Here is a 16,751-nt window from a genome sequence, read left to right on the forward strand (position 1 = left end):
GACCGCACAGGCACCCCGCATGGCACAGCTGGCCGACCACGCCATCACGATCGACTTGGGCGCCGGGCAGCTGGAGGTGCGCTTCGTCGCACCGGGCATCGTGCGCGTCCGCACCGAACGCCACGGCCCAGCCGGCGAGCCCGCGCTGGTACTCGATCCCGCACGTACGCCACCGGACTTCGACGGAGCGCAGGCCATGCAGACCGCCGATGGCGCGAGCCTCGCCTCCGCCCTGGCCTCGGTGCACTGGGATCGCCAGCAGCAGCGGCTGCGGATCGACGACGCGCAGCAGCGCACGCTGCTCAGCATCGATACCGATGCCCTGCGCCACGGCAAGCTGCAGGCGGAACACGCCGCCGGCGACGCGCTGTACGGCATCGGCGGCTACAACGCGACGCAGGATGCCTCCGCCGGCCTGCTGCGCAGCGGTCGGCAGCTGGCCACCGCCGGCGAACAGGGCCACGCCGGCGCGCCGTTCGTGTGGAGCACCGCCGGTTACGGCGTGCTGCTGGACAGCGACGGCGCCACGTTCACGCTGCGGCCCGGCACGATCGACGCCAGCAGCACGCGTCAGGAGATGGACGTCTATATCCTGCTTGGCACGCCCGCGCGGCTCTTCGGCGCACTGGCCGAGCTCAGCGGCCGCACGCCGCTGTTCCCGAAGTGGGCGATGGGCTTCACCAACAGCCAGTGGGGCATCGACGAGAAGGAGTTCCGCGACATCGTCGCCACCTACCGCGCCAAGCACATCCCGCTCGACGCCTTCACCTTCGACTTCGACTGGAAGGACTGGGGCAAGGACTGGGGCGAGTTCAGCTGGAACCCGGTGAAATTCCCCGACGGCCCCAGCGGCAAGCTGAAAGCCGACATGGCCGCGCTCGGCGTGCACATGACCGGCATCATGAAGCCGCGCGTGCACGTGGACACCGTGGAAGGTCGCTACGCCACCGCGCACGACCTGTGGCTGCCCGGCGAGAAGACCAGCCCCGACTACTTCTCGCACCAGCCGGTGAAGGACATCGACTTCGACAAGCCCGCCGCGCGTGCGTGGTGGTTCAACCCGCAGCTGGCGCACAGCTTCGACACCGGCATCGTCGGCTGGTGGAACGACGAGGCCGACACCACCAGGAGCAACACCCAGTTCCTCAACATGCAGCGCGCCACCTACGACGGCCAGCGCGCGCACTCCAACCTGCGCGTGTGGTCGATCAACCGCAACTTCTGGCTGGGTTCCCAGCGCTATGCCTACGGCCTGTGGTCGGGCGACATCCCCACCGGCTTCGCCAGCATGGCCGGCCAGCGGGCGCGCATGCTCAGCGCGGTCAACGTGGGCGCGATGCAGTGGGGCATGGACGGCGGCGGCTTCAAGAACGGCACGCCGACGCCGGAGAACTACGCGCGCTGGATCGAGTTCGGCGCGTTCACGCCGATCTTCCGCGTGCACGGCGAGCTCGGCCAGAAGCGCCAGCCGTGGGTGTACGGTCCGCTCGCCGAGAAGGCCGCCACTGCCGCGATCCGCCTGCGCCAGGCGCTGATCCCGTACATCTACAGCTACGAACACGTGCGCCGCGCCACCGGCGTGGGCCTGGTGCGTCCGCTGCTGTTCGACTGGCCGCAGGACCCGAACGTGCGCAACGACGTCGACAGCTGGCTGTTCGGCGACTGGCTGCTGGTGTCGCCGGTGGTAGTGCAGGGCCAGGCCACGAAGGACGTCTACCTGCCCGCCGGGCGCTGGATCGACTGGTTCAGCGGCAAGACTTACGAGGGCGGCCGCTCCGTGCACCTGGCGATCGACAGCAAGGGCTGGGGCGACATCCCGCTGTTCATCCGCGACGGCGCGATCATTCCCACCCAGCCGCCGATGGATTACGTCGGCGAGCGGCCGGTGACCGAGCTCGGCGTCGACGTGTTCCCCGCGGCGCAGCGCAGCACGTTCGACTACTACGACGACGACGGCGCCACCTACGGCTACGAGCACGGCGCGTACTTCCTGCAGTCGCTCTCGGCGCAGCGCCGCGGCGATGCGGTGCAGCTGGATCTCGGCGCCGCCAGCGGCAGCTTCAAGCCGGCGCTGCGCTTCTACCTGCTGAAGATCCACGGCTACGCGGCCACCGGCGTCGGCGGCAAGCTGCCGGCGTTCGACAGCCTCGACGCCCTGCAGCGCAGCGGCGGCGAAGGCTGGGCCCGCGGCCACGACCGCTACGGCGAGGTCACCTGGGTGCGCGCGGCCGCGGCGCGCGCCGCGCAGATCACGTTCACCCGCTAGGCCCGGCCCGCCCGTTCCAAGGTTTCCTGAAGGCGCAAGAACCCCGGCATGCCCGCGCGGCATGCCGGATCCACCCAACCGCGGAGGAATGTTCGATGGGCAATCAAGGCGACACGAAACATCGCTCGAAACCCACCCTGGCGTGCGCACTCGCCGCCGCGCTGGCGCTCTATGCTCTGCCCGCCATCCACGAGCAGGCGCAGGCTGCCAGCAACGACAACAACGTGGAATGGAACGGCCTGTTCCACGACCAGGGCCCGCTCTATGACAGCAACCCCGAACCGGGCGCGACCCAGGCGGTCACCCTGACCCTGCGTACCTTCAAGAACGACATCACCAGCGCCAACATCAAGTACTACGACAGCGCCGACGGCCTGTTCCACTGGGTGGCCATGCACTGGACCGCCAACGACGCCACCGGCACGTTCGATCTCTGGCAGGGCACGGTGCCGGCCAGCGCCTCGAAGAAGTACTACCGGCTGCAGATCAACGACGGCACCGCCACCGCATGGTACAACGCGGCGGGCATCTCCTCCGCCGAGCCGTCCTCGGGCGACTTCTACATCCTCCCCGGCTTCAAGACGCCGGACTGGATGAAGAACGGCGTGATGTACCAGATCTTTCCCGACCGTTTCTACAACGGCGACGCCAGCAACGACGTGACCAATGGCCAGTACACCTATGCCGGCTGCGCCACCGAACAGCACGCCTGGGGCAGCAGCGTGTTCTCCAACGTGAGCGGCTGCAACAGCGCGGTGTTCTTCGGCGGCGACCTGGCCGGCATCGACCAGAAGCTCGGCTACATCAAGAACACCGTCGGCGCCAACATCATCTACCTCAACCCGATCTTCCTCTCGCCGACCAACCACAAGTACGACACCGAGGACTACACCAAGGTCGACCCGGCGTTCGGCAGCAACACGCTGCTGCAGACGCTGGCCGCCGACATCCACGGCACCGCCAACGGGCCGCAGGGCTACCTGGTCCTCGACGGCGTGTTCAACCATACCGGCGACACCCACCAGTGGTTCGACAAGTACAACTGGTGGACCACCACCGGCGCCTACGAGTCGCAGTCCAGCCCGTGGTACGCCTACTACACGTTCCAGACCTGGCCAAACACCTACTCCGCCTTCTTCGGCATCTCCAGCATGCCCAAGCTGGACTACGGTGCCAGCGGCTCGGCGGTGCGCAACGCGATCTACGGCAGCAGCACTTCCGTGGTGCAGACCTACCTGAAGGCCCCCTACGCCATCGACGGCTGGCGCCTCGACGCGGCGCAGTACTTCGATGCGGGCGGCAACAACGGCAGCGACGCGACCAACCACCAGATCACGGCCGAACTGCGCAACGCAGTGAAATCGGTCAACCCCAACGCCGACATCCTCGGCGAGTTCTGGGGCAACGCCGGTCCGTGGACCGACGGCGGCGACCAGTGGGACGGCGCGATGAACTACGACGGCTTCATGCAGCCGGTGTCGGAGTGGATCACCGGCCAGGACTACAACGGCAACGCCGCCTCGATTCCCTCCAGCCAGTTCGACAGCTGGCTGCACGGCACCCGCGCCAACTACCCGACCAACGTGCAGCAGGTCATGAGCAACGGGCTGGGCAGCCATGACGTCACCCGCTTCGGCAACCGCGCCGGCGGCGACATCTGGAAGACCTACCTGGCGCTGTTCTTCCAGATGACCTACGTGGGCACGCCCACGATCTACTACGGCGACGAGTACGGCATGCAGGGCGGCGCCGACCCCGACAACCGCCGTACCTTCGACTGGACCGTCGGTACCTCGACCAACAGCGCGGTGGCGCTGACCCAGAAGCTGGTCGCCATCCGCAACAGCTATCCGGCGCTGCGTACCGGCTCGTTCCTGACCCTGCTGACCGACGACACCAACAAGCTGTTTGCCTACGGCCGCTTCGACGCGACCAACCGCATCGCCGTGGCGCTGAACAACGACAGCGTGGCGCACACTGTCACCGTACCGGTGTGGCAGCTGAGCGTGACCAACGGCAGCACGCTCACCGAGCTGATCTCCGGCACGAAGTACACCGTGCAGAACGGCCAGGTCAGCGTGACGGTGAACGGCCATTACGGGGCGATCCTGGCGCAGTAGGCCGGCTTCGGGGGGGGGGGGGGGGGGGGGGGGGGGGGGGGGGGGGGGGGGGGGGGGGGGGGGGGGGGGGGGGGGGACGGTCTCCCCTTCCCCCGCCGCTCGCTCCGGAACCTGCGGACACTACCGGCAAACCGCTGGACTCAGCCTTCGGCGTGTAGGAAACTGCGCCTCGATGTAAACGTTTACATCGAGGCCATCACCGGCCTTGCCCTGCCCGCTTCCGCGCCACTCCACGCGTCGAACAGGACCCCGCCATGACTCTCTCCGCACAGTTACGAAACCTCGCCCTGGGCGTCTGCGCCGCCGCCCTGCTGCTCGCCGGCACGGCGGTCGCCGCCCCGCCCGCGGCGACCGCCGCCCGGCTGCAGGTCGATGCCAGCGCCAAGGGCACGCCCTTCCCGCATTTCTGGGAACAGATGCTCGGCTCCGGCCGCGCCTCGCTGGCCCTGCGCGACGACTACCGCAAGAACCTGGACGCCGTACACCAGGCCACCGGCGTGGGCTACATCCGCTTCCACGGCATCCTCGACCACGACGTGGGCCTGGTGCAGCGCGACGCGCAAGGGAAGATCTCCTACAACTTCTCCTACATCGACCAGATCTACGACGGCCTGCTCGAACACGGCTTCAAGCCGTTCGTGGAACTCGGCTTCATGCCGCCGGAATTCACCTCCAACCCGGCCGCGCTGCAGGAATTCTGGTACCACCCGAACATCGCGCCGCCGAAGGACTATGCCGAGTGGGACGCGATGATCGGCGCGCTGGCGAAGCACCTGGTCGAGCGCTACGGCATCGACGAAGTGGCCAGTTGGTACTTCGAGGTGTGGAACGAGCCGAACATCGGCTTCTGGGCCGGCCGGCCCGCCCAGGCCACCTACTTCACCCTGTACGACCACACCGTGCGCGCGCTCAAGGCGGTCAGCCCGCGCATCCGCGTGGGCGGCCCGGCCACGGCGCAGGCCGCGTGGGCCACCGACTTCCTCGCGCACGTGCACAAGAACAACGTGCCGGTCGACTTCGTCAGCACGCACGTCTACGGCGACGACACCGCCGACAACGTGTTCCACACCAGCGAAAAGATCCCGCGCGCGGACATGGTCTGCCGCTCGGTGGACAAGGTGCACAAGGAGATCGCCGCCTCGCCGTACCCGCACCTGCCGCTGATCTTCAGCGAATACAACGCCAGCTACGCCAACCTGCCCAACGTCACCGACACCGTGTTCATGGGTCCGTGGCTGGCCAACACCATCCGCGAGTGCGCCGGCAAGGTCGAGGCGATGAGCTACTGGTCGTTCTCCGACGTGTTCGAGGAACAGGGCATCGTGCGCAACCCGTTCTACGGCGGCTTCGGCCTGATCGCCGCCAACCGCATCGCCAAGCCCGCGTTCAACGCGTTCGCGATCCTGCACAAGCTGGGCGACCGGCAGCTGGCGACGAAGTCGGATTCCGCGCTGGTCACGCGCCGCGACGACGGCACCGTCGTCATCGCACTGTGGAACTACGCACCGCCGGTCGGCGACACTGCCAGCTACACGCCGGGCAAGCCGGCCGGCGCGCCGAAGCGCTTCGACATCGCGGTGAAGAACCTGCCCGCCGCCGCCCGCGCCACCGTCTGGCGCGTGGACGAAACCCACGGCAACGCCGTCGCCGCGTTCGACCGCATGGGCCGCCCCGACTCCCCCAGCCGCGCGCAGATTGCCCAGCTGCGCGAAGCCGGCCAACTGGCCGCGGCGGAGTCGATCGACGTGCACGACGGCAAGTTCGCGATCGACGTGCCGGTGCAGGGACTGGTAGTGGTCGAGTTGCGCTGAACCGCCTACCCGCCGCCCGCCGCGCCTGGCCTGCTCCGTAGGGCGGACAATGTCCGCCGGCTTTTGGCCGAGACCAGGAGCGGCGGACAATGTCCGCCCTACGGAGCGGTGCTGGTGGCGTCGGGGCGGCGCCACGCCCATTCGCCCATGAATACGTATGCATGGGCTGGTTGCTGCGGTGCGACGCTATCTACCATGCGGCGAGAACCAGCACACACCGGCCTGTTGTATCCGCCGGCAACATGCAGGCGTGACACCACAACAACTGCAGGAGGGGGCATGCCGACCGGGCACATCATCCAATGCGGGCCGCACGCGGTACGCGCATGTTGAGCATCATCGCGGCCGCCATGCTGGCCTCCGCCACGGCGACGCCGGCCTGGCACGACGGACTGGACTGGCACGGCGTGCACGTCGCGATCAGCCGCGATGCGCAGCAGCGCTACACGCTGGCCTGGCCCTACGGTCAGCGCGCGGTCGCGGCGCAACCGCTGCGCACGGAAACCGCCAGCCTGCTGTTCGACGGCCTGTTCGCGATGGCGCAGGACGACCTCGCGCAGGATTCGGTCGAGGCGATCCGCGATGGCGCCTTCGACCACGGCCAGCCGATTCCCTGCCACTGCTTCGTGACCGGCCTGAAGTGGCCGTACGTGTGGACGCGCGACCTCTCCTACGCGATCGACCTCGGGTTGTGGCGCTTCGACGCCGCGCGCGCGCGCAATGGCCTGGCCTTCAAGCTCTCCGGCGTGCGCGTGCCCTCCGCGCCGCAGGGCAGCTACGTGATGCAGGACACCGGCTCGGGCGGCAGCTGGCCGATCAGCACCGACCGCGTGGTGTGGTTCCTCGGCGCGCGGCACCTGCTGGACGACCGGGCGTTCGCCGCCGACGTGTACGCCGCGCTGCGCGACACGCTGGCGCAGGACCGCCAGTACGCCTTCGATCCGGCGTTCGGCCTGTACCGCGGCGAAACCTCCTTCATGGACTGGCGCGAGCAGAGCTATCCGGCCTGGACCTTCGACGAGGTCACCTTCATCGGCCAGTCGTTCGCGCTGTCCACCAACGTGTTGCACTACCAGGCGCTGGCGATGGCCGCGCAGCTGGCCGGGCAACATGGCGACGGCAAGGCCGCGGCGGACTACCGCTCGAAGGCGGCAGCGCTCAAGGCCGCGATCAACGCGCGCTTCTGGCGCGCCGACCGCGGCATGTACATGAGCTTCCTCGGCGGCGACGGCACGCCCAACGACAGCTACGATCTGCTCGGCATCGCGCTGGCGATCACCGGCGGCGTCGCGGACGGCGCGCGCGCCGCCGAGGCGCTGGCGAACTATCCGACCTGGCCCGCCGGCAGCCCGGTGCTGTGGCCCGAGCGCAAGGACCAGCCGATCTACCACAACCGCGCGATCTGGCCGTTCGTCAGCGCCTACGCGCTGCGTGCCGCGCGCGAGGTGGAGCAGCCCGCGCGCATCGCCCACGAGATCACGTCGGTGATGCGCGGCGCCGCGCTGTACGGCTCCAACATGGAAAACTACGAGCTGCTCACCCAGGGCCAGCACGTGGACGAGGGCAGGCTCAGCGGACCGGTGGTGAATTCGCCGCGCCAGCTGTGGTCGGTCGCCGCGTACTTCGCCGTGGTCACCGAGGGTGTGTTCGGCCTGAATGAGGACGGCACCGTGCAGCCGAAGCTGCCGACCTCGCTGGTGCCGATGCTGTTCGGCGACCGCACCGCCATCTCGCTCACCCTGCCCGACCGCTCCATCACGCTGCAGCTGCCGAAGCAGCGCCAGGGCAACCTGCTGGTCGCCGACCGCGTGACGACCCGGGGTACGGCAATCACGGTGACGCTGAAGGCGATCACGGTGAAGGACGTCCCGCTGCGCACCGACGCGCCGCTGTTCGCCGCCGAGGCGCCGCCCGCACCCGTGCTCGCCGCCGACGGCGACCACTGGAAGGTGCGGGCGGACGGCAAGGTGCAGCTGTACGTCAACGGCCGGCGCGCGCAGGCGATCGACGGCAGCGGCACGCTGCCGAGGCAGGGCACGCTCGCCTGCGTCAGCGCCACGCGCGTGTCCGCGGACGGCCTCGAATCGCTGCACAGCCCCGCGACCTGCGGCGGCGAGTTGGCCCCGGTCACCGGCGCCTGGCCGCGCAGCTGGACGGCGCCGGCCGACGGCCGCTACCGGGTGTCGCTGGACTATGCGAACGAGCACGGCCCGATCAACACCGGCATCACCGCCGCGGTGAAGATGCTGGCCGTCGCCTGCGACGGCGGCGCCGAACAGCGTCTGCCGATCGTGATGCCGCACAGCGTGCGCCAGCAGCGTTCGAGCTGGGGCGAATTCACCGCCCGCGCCGGCGCCCGCTGCCGCTTCGCGCTGGAGGACGGTTTCAACATGAGCTACCTCAGCCACTTCGCCCACTACACCGGGGGCGTCGGCGGCAGCGACGGCCCGCTCAACGCCGCCGACGTGGGCGGCCTCGTCATCGCGCCGCTAGGCGCCGGCACCGCCGGGGACACCACGCCATGAGCAAGGCCAAACCCGAGCTGTCGTTCTGGCAGATCTGGCACATGTGTTTCGGCTTCCTCGGCATCCAGTTCGGCTTCGCGCTGCAGAACGCGAACGTCAGCCGCATCTTCCAGACGCTGGGTGCGAACGTGGACCAGATCCCGGTGCTGTGGATCGCCGCGCCGTTCACCGGGCTGATCGTGCAGCCGCTCATCGGCTATTTCTCCGACCGCACCTGGAATCGCTTCGGCCGACGCCGGCCGTACTTCTTCGCCGGCGCGGTGCTGGCGACGCTGGCGCTGCTGGCGATGCCGAACTCGCCCACGCTGTGGATCGCCGCGGGCCTGCTGTGGATCATGGATGCCTCGTTCAACGTGTCGATGGAGCCGTTCCGCGCCTTCGTCGGCGACCAGCTGCCGCCGAAGCAGCGCCCGCTGGGCTACGCGATGCAGAGTGTTTTCATCGGCGTGGGCGCGGTGGTCGCCTCGTTCCTGCCCTACGTGCTTACCCACTTCGGCGTGGCCAACACGGCGCCGGCCGGCGAAGTGCCGCACTCGGTGAAGTACGCCTTCTACGCCGGTGCGTTCGTGCTGCTGGGCGCGATGCTGTGGACCATCCTCGGCACCCGCGAGTACCCGCCGGAGCAGTTGGAGTCGTTCTCCGACAACCGCATCGAAGAGGCGCCCGGCAGCGTGGCCGGCGCGTGGAAGATCGGCGCGCTGCTGCTGGTGCTGGGGCTGGTGTTGCTGGGCCTGATCCGGCGTTTCGCGCTGGAGCAGGAGCTGTACCTGCTGGCCGGCGGCCTGGCCGGATTCGGCGCGCTGTTCGCGTGGCTCAGCCGCACCCGCAGCGACGGCCCGCTGCGCCACATCATGGGCGACCTGCACGGCATGCCGCTGCCGATGCGCCGGCTCAACTGGGTGCAGTTCTTCTCGTGGTTCGCGATGTTCGCGATGTGGATCAACACCACTTCGGCGGTGTCGCAGACGTTCTACGGTTCCAGCGACACCACCTCGGTCGCCTACAACGAAGGCGCCAATTGGGCCGGCGTGCTGATGGGCACCTACAACGGCGTGGGCGTGCTGGCCGCGATCCTGATCCCGCTGCTGGTGCGCGCCTGCGGGCTGCGCATGAGCCACCTGGTCAACCTGTGGCTGGGCGGGCTGGGCCTGCTGTCGTTCCTGGTCATCCGCGACCCGCACTGGCTGGTCGCCTCGATGGTGGGCGTGGGCTTCGCCTGGGCGTCGATCCTCTCGCTGCCCTACGCGATGCTGTCGGACAACCTGCCCGCGGCGAAGATGGGCATCTACATGGGCATCTTCAATTTCTTCATCGTGATCCCGCAGCTGCTGGCCGCCAGCGTGCTGGGCGTGCTGCTGAAGCTGTTCTTCCACAACCAGCCGATCTGGGCGCTGGGCCTGGGCGGCGTGAGCCTGCTCGTCGCCGGCCTGTGCACGCTGCGCGTGCCGCTGCCCGAAAACGCCGCGTAACCGCGCCGCCCGCCACCCATCCTGCATCGCGGATCCCGAACCATGCCCACGCCACGCCTGCTCACCGCCATCGCCGCCGCGCTCGCCTGCGGCCTCGCCCATGCCGCCGCGCCGGCCGCATCGGTGCCGGAATTCGTCGGCACCGACGCGCAGATGGCGTCGAACGCGATCTACTTCGTGATGACCGACCGCTTCGTCAACGGCGATCCCAGCAACGACCACCGCGACCAGGGCGGCGCGCATCGCACCTTCGACATCCCGGTGCCTGGCGCTCCCAAGGGCGAAAGCGCGAACATCGGCTACCTCGGCGGCGACTTCAAGGGCATCCTCGACAACGCCGGCTACATTCGCGGCATGGGCTTCGGCGCGGTATGGATCACCCCGATCGTGGACAACCCCGACGAGGCGTTCACCGGCGGCGACCCGGTGAGCTGGGGTTCGAAGTTCACCGACCGCGGCAAGACCGGCTACCACGGCTACTGGGGCGTCAACTTCTACAAGCTCGACGAACACCTGCCCAGCAAGGGCCTCGACTTCCGCCAGTTCACCGCGAAGATGCATGCGGCCGGGCTGAAGGTGGTGCAGGACATCGTGGTCAACCACGGCTCGCCCGCCTTCAGCATGCCGGTGCGGCAACCGCAGTACGGCCAGATCTTCGACAAGGACGGCAGGCTGATCGCCGACCAGCAGAACCTGCCGCCGTACAAGCTGGACCCGGTGCGCAACCCGCTGCACCGCTTCTACCACGCCTACGACGACCTGGTGCAGCTGTCCAACAACGACGACCAGAGCCCGGCCGTGCTCGACTACTTCGTGGGCGCCTACGAGCAGTGGATCGGCGAGGGCGCCGATGCCTTCCGCATCGACACCATCAGCCACATGTCCACCGCGTTCTGGAAGCAGTTCAGCGCGCGCATCCGCGCGAAGCACCCCGGCTTCTTCATGTTCGGCGAGGCGTTCGACTACAGCCCGGACAACATCGGCCAGTACACCTGGCCCGAGAACGGCGCCATCAGCGTGCTCGACTTCCCGCTGCGCGGCCGCCTAGGCGACGTGTTCGAGCACCCGGACAGCGACTACGCCCACCTGCTCGACCGCCTCTACCTCACCAACGGCCCGTACCAGAACCCGTACGAGCTGGTCACGTTCTACGACAACCACGACATGGCCCGACTGAACGCCACCGACGCTGGCTTCATCGACGCCAACAACTTCCTGTTCACCGCCCGCGGCATCCCAGCCATCTACTACGGCTCCGAGACCGGCTTCGAGCGCGGCAAGGCCGAGCACCAGGGCAACCGCAACTACTACGGACAGCAGCGCATCGACGCCGCGCCGCAGAGCCCGATCTACCGGCAGCTCAAGCGCATCGCCCAGCTGCGCGAAAACACCCCCGCCCTGCAGCGCGGCCTGATGCTGCCGCTGCGCTTCGCCGGCAACCAGGCCGCGTTCTACCGCGTGTACCAGAAAGGCGACATGCACCAGATCGCGCTGGTGCTGCTCAACAAGGGCGATGCCGCCGCGTCATTCGACATCGCCGACTACCTGCAGCCCGGCCGCTGGACACCGGCGCTCGGCGGCGCCGCGATCGACGTGGCCAAAGGAGGCCGCCTGCATGCCAGCGTTCCCGCGCACGACGTGCAGGTCTATCTGCTGGATGCCACGGCAAGGCGCGCGGACCTGGTGGCGGAGCTGACGCGGCTGATGCAGGAGCGTGGGCATCCGGCGCATTGAGGCTGGTGCATATCCTGCGAAACGGGGCGATAAAATCAGCGCCTCGCATCGCGATATGCGGCAGAGCCGCGGGCCTCGCTGCCTGTGCCATCGATCGGCAAGGCACTGACCACATGACGTTTCCCCTTGCTTGACGGCCAACTGCCCCGGGACAGATCATCGGTGCATATGCCCCGATGTAGGGTCTACTTGGCGTTAGCGTGCAAATGAAGAATCTCGTAACCGGGTTGTTCGTTTCTTCAAGCCTGTTCCTTGCCGGTTGCGCTACGCAGTCGTCGCCACAAATTTACAGGGGCAGCTACTTCTACAACTTTGAGAGCTCCTCGTTCACGCCAGTAGGTTCCGACGAGGCTTGGTGCGTCAACAGCGCCGAGATGACTAAAGCACAGCTCCCGTCTACTCAATCAGGCACGGCAGAGGTTGTCGTCCAAGGCAACCTCAGCGTCAAAGGCCATTACTGTAACCTCGGTGCTTCCAAGCATGTGCTCAAGGTCTACAAAGTTCTGTCAGTAACCAACTTGCAAGCCGAGGACAAGGTTGCACGCTAACCAGTCCGTAAGAGACTCCCCGTCAACCCCAGGCTCATGACGCTCTTGCCTTGAGCTTTCAGGCTTTTGCTGGTCATCATGTTGTCCTCGGTGATGCGTGGTACGCATCGGCGCCTGCAGCATCGAATGTCGCCAGACGGCATCTCGCCCAGACATCAAGCACTCGCGAGAGACCACGTTGCCCGTCATCCGACCAGCCAGCCTAGTCGACGCAGAACCGCTCTCGCGGCTTGCCGAGGCGACCTTCCGAAGTACCTTCGGTGCCGCGAATACGCCCGAAGACATGGACCTCCACTGCCGCACCAGTTACGGCGCGGCGATCCAGTCGGGCGAGATCGCCGACCCGCGCATGCTCACCCTGCTGTGCGAGGGCGACGAAGGGTTGGTGGGGTTCGCCCAGCTGCGCTGGGGTGATGCTCCGGATTGTGTCGCGGCCACCTCTCCCGGCGAAATCCAGCGGCTGTACGTGGCCAGCGGGTGGCATGGCCGGGGGATCGCGCAGGAGCTGATGGCGGCCTGCTTCGAGGCGCTGCGGGCACGCGGCTCGGACGTGGCCTGGCTGGGCGTATGGGAGCGCAACCCGCGGGCGATCGCGTTCTACAGGAAATGCGGCTTTGTCGAGGTCGGCGACCACGTCTTCGCGCTGGGTAGCGACCCGCAACGGGACATCCTGATGGCCCGCCCCCTCGCGGGTTCGCCACCGCGCCCCTGAGAGTCGCACGCAATCCGCGGCATGCCGCAACATCCGGCCCGTCGCGCGGGTGATACCGTGTCTGGCGAAACCATGACGGAAGGATCGGCCATGTCGGCAGGCAGCGAGGTGGAACAGGTGGTCGCCGCGTTCGCGGCATGCTGGAACCGGCATGACATGGATGCGTTCGCCGCGTTGTTCGCGCCGGATGCGGAGTTCGTCAACGTGGTCGGCCTGTGGTGGAAGGGCCGCGCCGAGATCCGGGCCGCCCATGAGTTCACCCACGCCACGCTGTTCCGCCACAGCCGGCTGGACATCGGCGAAGTGGCCGTGCGCCTCCCGTCGCCACAACTGGCGATCGCACGCTGCCGCTGGACGCTCGAGGGCCACGTCGATCCGGGCGGCGCGCCGCTGCCGGTACGCCGCGGCATCCTGCTCAACCTGCTGCAGCACACGCACGGCCGGTGGCTGATCATCGATTCGCAGAACACGGACATCATCGAGGGCGTCGCGTCGCGGCCGCAGTAGCCTCTCGGGCTTTTCGACACGCGGCGGGCGCCGGCAAGCCTGCACGACACCGCCAACTGCGCGGTCCTGGTTACGCCGTGGCCGCCTGACGGCTACACGGATACCGGGCTGAAGCATCCCTCGGCCGACGCCGCGGGCAGCGCGGGGCCAAGGTGGTTGCCCTGCAGTTCGTCGCAGTCGGCGGCGGCGAGGAAATCGGCCTGTGGCCCCGTCGCCACGCCTTCGGCGGCGACGCGCATGTTCAGCTCGTGGGCCACGGCGATGATGGTGCGCACGATCGCCGCGTCGGCCTCATCCAGCGGCAGGCCGCGCACGAAGCTCTGGTCGATCTTCAGCTTGTCGATCGGGAACTGCTTCAGGTAGGCCAGGCTGGAATAGCCGGTGCCGAAGTCGTCCAGTGACAACCGGATGCCCAGCGCCTTCAGCTCGGCCAGCCTCAACCGCACCCGCCACACGTTCTCCATGAAGGTGCTCTCGGTGATCTCGATGTCGAGCATCGCCGGCGGCACCGCATAGCGCCGCAGTGCGCCGGCGACCTGGCCGACCAGGCCCGGGCGCTGCAGCTGCTGCGCCGCCACGTTGACCGCCAGGGTGAAGTCGCGATAGCCGCGATCCAGCCATTCGCGCAGTTGCCGGCAGGCGGCGTCGATCACCCATTCGCCGATCTCGGGCATCAGGCCCAATGCCTCGGCGACCGGGATGAAGCGGCCCGGCAGCACCTGGCCGAGCTGCCGGCTGTTCCAGCGCAGCAGGGCCTCGAAGCCGGCGATGCAGCGGTCGGCAGCGCGGTACTGCGGCTGGTAGTAGAGCTCCAGCTCGCCGAGCCGGATGGCGTCGCGCAGGTAGTTGCCGAGCTGCAGCCGGTCCTCCAGGTTCTGCATCTCGGCGGCGGAGAATTCGACGACGCAGTCGCGCCCTTCCTGCTTGGCCTGATACAGCGCCGCCTCGGCGCGGCGCAGCAGGATCTTCGGGTCGCGGCCGTGGGCGGGGGAGTGGCTGATGCCCACGCTGGCGGTAAGCCGCAGGCGGTAACCGGGCCCTTCCAGCAGTTCAGCCACGGCCTGGCGCAACCGTTCGGCCAGGTCCAGCGCGTCAGCGGACGACAGTCCGGCAGCAACCACCACGAATTCGTCGCCGGCGACGCGGGTGATCTGGCCCTGCCCGCCCGACACGGCCTGCAGGCGGGCGGCCAGCCGCTGCAGCACGTCATCGCCGGCGGCATGGCTGACCGAGGCGTTGACCAGCTGGAAACGGTCCAGCCCGATCGCCAGCACCGAGATCGATCCGCCCGGATCGCGCAGCATCCCCTCCACCGCCTGTTCCAGCAGCAGATAGTGCGGCAGCCCGGTGACCAGGTCGTGGCTGGACGCATAGGCCAGCTCCGCCTCGATCCGGCGCCGCTCGGTGATGTCGCGGGCCACCGCATAGAGCAGCCCGTCGGGTGCGTCGAACGAGACCCACTCCAGCAGCCGCTCGCTGCCGTCGCGGCAGACGCAGCGGTTGACGAAGTCGCATACCGGCTGCCCGGCGGCATCCCGCTGCAGCATCGGATCCGTGTCGGTGCCGCCATCTTCCGTGCGGAGGAACTCGCGGTAGCTGCGCGACTTCAGCTCGTCGGCGGCGTAGCCGGTGACGCGCGACAGCGAGGGGTTGAATTGCACCAGCCGCTGCGTGCGCGGATCGAGGATGCAGAAAATCTCCAGCGACATCTCGAAGAAGCGGTTGCGCTCGCGCAGGCGACAGGTCAGCCGCTCGCTCTCGATCGCAATGCCGGTGATCGGCAGCATGCGGTCGATGCTGCGCAACTCCTCGGGGCGCGGTTCGCGCGGCTCGCGGAAGTACACCGCGAAGGTGCCCAGCACCTGGCCGCCGCTGCCGCGCACGGGCGTGGACCAGCACGCGTGCAGACCGTGCGCCAATGCCAGCGACCGGTAATTTTCCCAGTATGGATGGGTGGCGATGTCGGCCACCACTACGCGCTCGCCGCGCCATGCGGCGGTGCCGCAGGAACCGTGTGCATCGCCGATCTCCAGCCCGTGCAGCGCGCGGTTGTACGCGTCGGGCAGACTCGGCGCGGCGCCATGCAGCACATGCCGGCCGCTCTCGTCGAGCAGCAGCAGTGAGCACAGCGCGCCGGGATTCATCTCCTCGTGCAGGTGCGCGATCTGCTCGAGGTTCTGCACCAGCGGGCGCTGCGCCGCGATGCCGGCGAGGATCTCGTGCTGACCGGCCTCCAGTTGCTCGGCGCGCTTGCGTTCGGTGATGTCCTGGCACGCGCCCACCATGCGGATCGCGCGGCCAGCCTCGTCGACATCCACCGCGCCACGGCTGAACAGGGTACGCACCGCGCCGTCCGGGCGCACGATGCGCTCCTCGAACTCGAACGGCAGGTGATCCACGGCCGCCTGCTCGATCAGCTGTCGCGCGCGTTGGCTGTCCTGCGGGTGCACCAGCGCCAGGTAGCCCTCGAACGTGGCCGCATGCTGCCCCGGAGCCACGCCGTAGATGCGATACAGCTCCGCCGACCAGGTCACCCGGTTGGCCGCGATATCCCACTCCCAGCTGCCGATGCGCGCCACCTGCTGGGCCTGGGTCAGCATGCGCTGTTGCTGCAACAGCTCCTGCTCGGCCCGCTTGCGCTCGGTGATGTCGAGGAAATAGATGGTCAGCCCATCAGCCGACGGGTAGATGCGGTTCTCGAACCAGCGTTCGTACGGCGGGTAGTACGCCTCGATCTGCAACGGCCGCTGCTCGGCCATCGCCTGCTCATAGGCGCGGCGGAACGGCTGGTCGACGCCTTCGGGGAATTCGGTCCATATGTGGCGGCCGACCAGATCCTTCGCGCGACGCCCCAGCAGTTCGCAGGCCTTCGCGTTGAGGTAGGTGTAGCGCCAGTCCCTGTCCAATGCCACGTAGGCATCGGTGATGCGCTCGAACACCTGGTAAAATCCCGGTTCCGACGGAGTGCGTTCCATGGCGCGTTAGACCCTGTCATGCGAAGGGACCTGAACAGCGTATGCAGATTAAGCGACCGCGTGTGAAGGCCGCAATGACGGACC

At 68.2% G+C, this 16,751-nt stretch carries 10 protein-coding genes; 9 read left to right on the top strand and 1 reads right to left on the bottom strand.

Annotation, left to right across the window (positions count from 1 at the left end; translation table 11 throughout):
• Positions 1–19 precede the first annotated feature (19 nt).
• From AC1Q5A_RS01345 to AC1Q5A_RS01385, 9 genes are all read left to right on the top strand, one after another.
• Positions 20–2,266, top strand: a complete 2,247-nt coding sequence (locus AC1Q5A_RS01345; protein ID WP_492698088.1) for a glycoside hydrolase family 31 protein — start codon at positions 20–22, stop codon at positions 2,264–2,266.
• A gap of 95 nt (positions 2,267–2,361) precedes the next feature.
• A complete protein-coding gene (locus AC1Q5A_RS01350) occupies positions 2,362–4,386 on the top strand; it encodes a glycoside hydrolase family 13 protein (protein ID WP_492697494.1) in 2,025 nt (674 codons plus the stop codon).
• Positions 4,387–4,640: 254 nt separating this feature from the next.
• Entirely contained in the window at positions 4,641–6,197 is a 1,557-nt protein-coding gene (locus AC1Q5A_RS01355; protein WP_492697495.1) for a GH39 family glycosyl hydrolase, read from the top strand.
• A gap of 326 nt (positions 6,198–6,523) precedes the next feature.
• The gene (locus AC1Q5A_RS01360; RefSeq protein ID WP_492697497.1) at positions 6,524–8,722 is read left to right on the top strand and encodes an alpha-L-rhamnosidase-related protein; all 2,199 of its coding nucleotides are present in this window, start codon (positions 6,524–6,526) and stop codon (positions 8,720–8,722) included.
• A complete protein-coding gene (locus tag AC1Q5A_RS01365) occupies positions 8,719–10,191 on the top strand; it encodes an MFS transporter (protein WP_492697499.1) in 1,473 nt (490 codons plus the stop codon). Before AC1Q5A_RS01360 ends, AC1Q5A_RS01365 begins: the two co-directional genes overlap by 4 nt.
• Positions 10,192–10,233: 42 nt before the next feature.
• Positions 10,234–11,925 carry an alpha-amylase family glycosyl hydrolase gene (locus AC1Q5A_RS01370; protein ID WP_492697502.1) on the top strand — a complete coding sequence of 564 codons (1,692 nt, stop codon included), beginning with the start codon at positions 10,234–10,236 and terminating at the stop codon, positions 11,923–11,925.
• Between the two features lie 206 nt (positions 11,926–12,131).
• Positions 12,132–12,473, top strand: a complete 342-nt coding sequence (locus tag AC1Q5A_RS01375) for a hypothetical protein (RefSeq protein ID WP_492697504.1) — start codon at positions 12,132–12,134, stop codon at positions 12,471–12,473.
• Positions 12,474–12,570: 97 nt separating this feature from the next.
• Positions 12,571–13,185, top strand: coding sequence for a GNAT family N-acetyltransferase (locus AC1Q5A_RS01380; RefSeq protein ID WP_492697506.1), 615 nt, complete (start codon positions 12,571–12,573; stop codon positions 13,183–13,185).
• A gap of 90 nt (positions 13,186–13,275) precedes the next feature.
• The gene (locus AC1Q5A_RS01385; protein ID WP_492697508.1) at positions 13,276–13,692 is read left to right on the top strand and encodes a YybH family protein; all 417 of its coding nucleotides are present in this window, start codon (positions 13,276–13,278) and stop codon (positions 13,690–13,692) included.
• Positions 13,693–13,784: 92 nt separating this feature from the next.
• Here the strand turns inward: AC1Q5A_RS01385 and AC1Q5A_RS01390 are convergent, their stop codons facing one another.
• Positions 13,785–16,667: a sensor domain-containing protein gene (locus tag AC1Q5A_RS01390; RefSeq protein ID WP_492697510.1), complete on the bottom strand. Its 2,883-nt coding sequence runs from the start codon at positions 16,665–16,667 to the stop codon at positions 13,785–13,787.
• Positions 16,668–16,751 lie beyond the last annotated feature (84 nt).

This window comes from Rhodanobacter sp. GW835-FHT13D09, assembly GCF_058793995.1.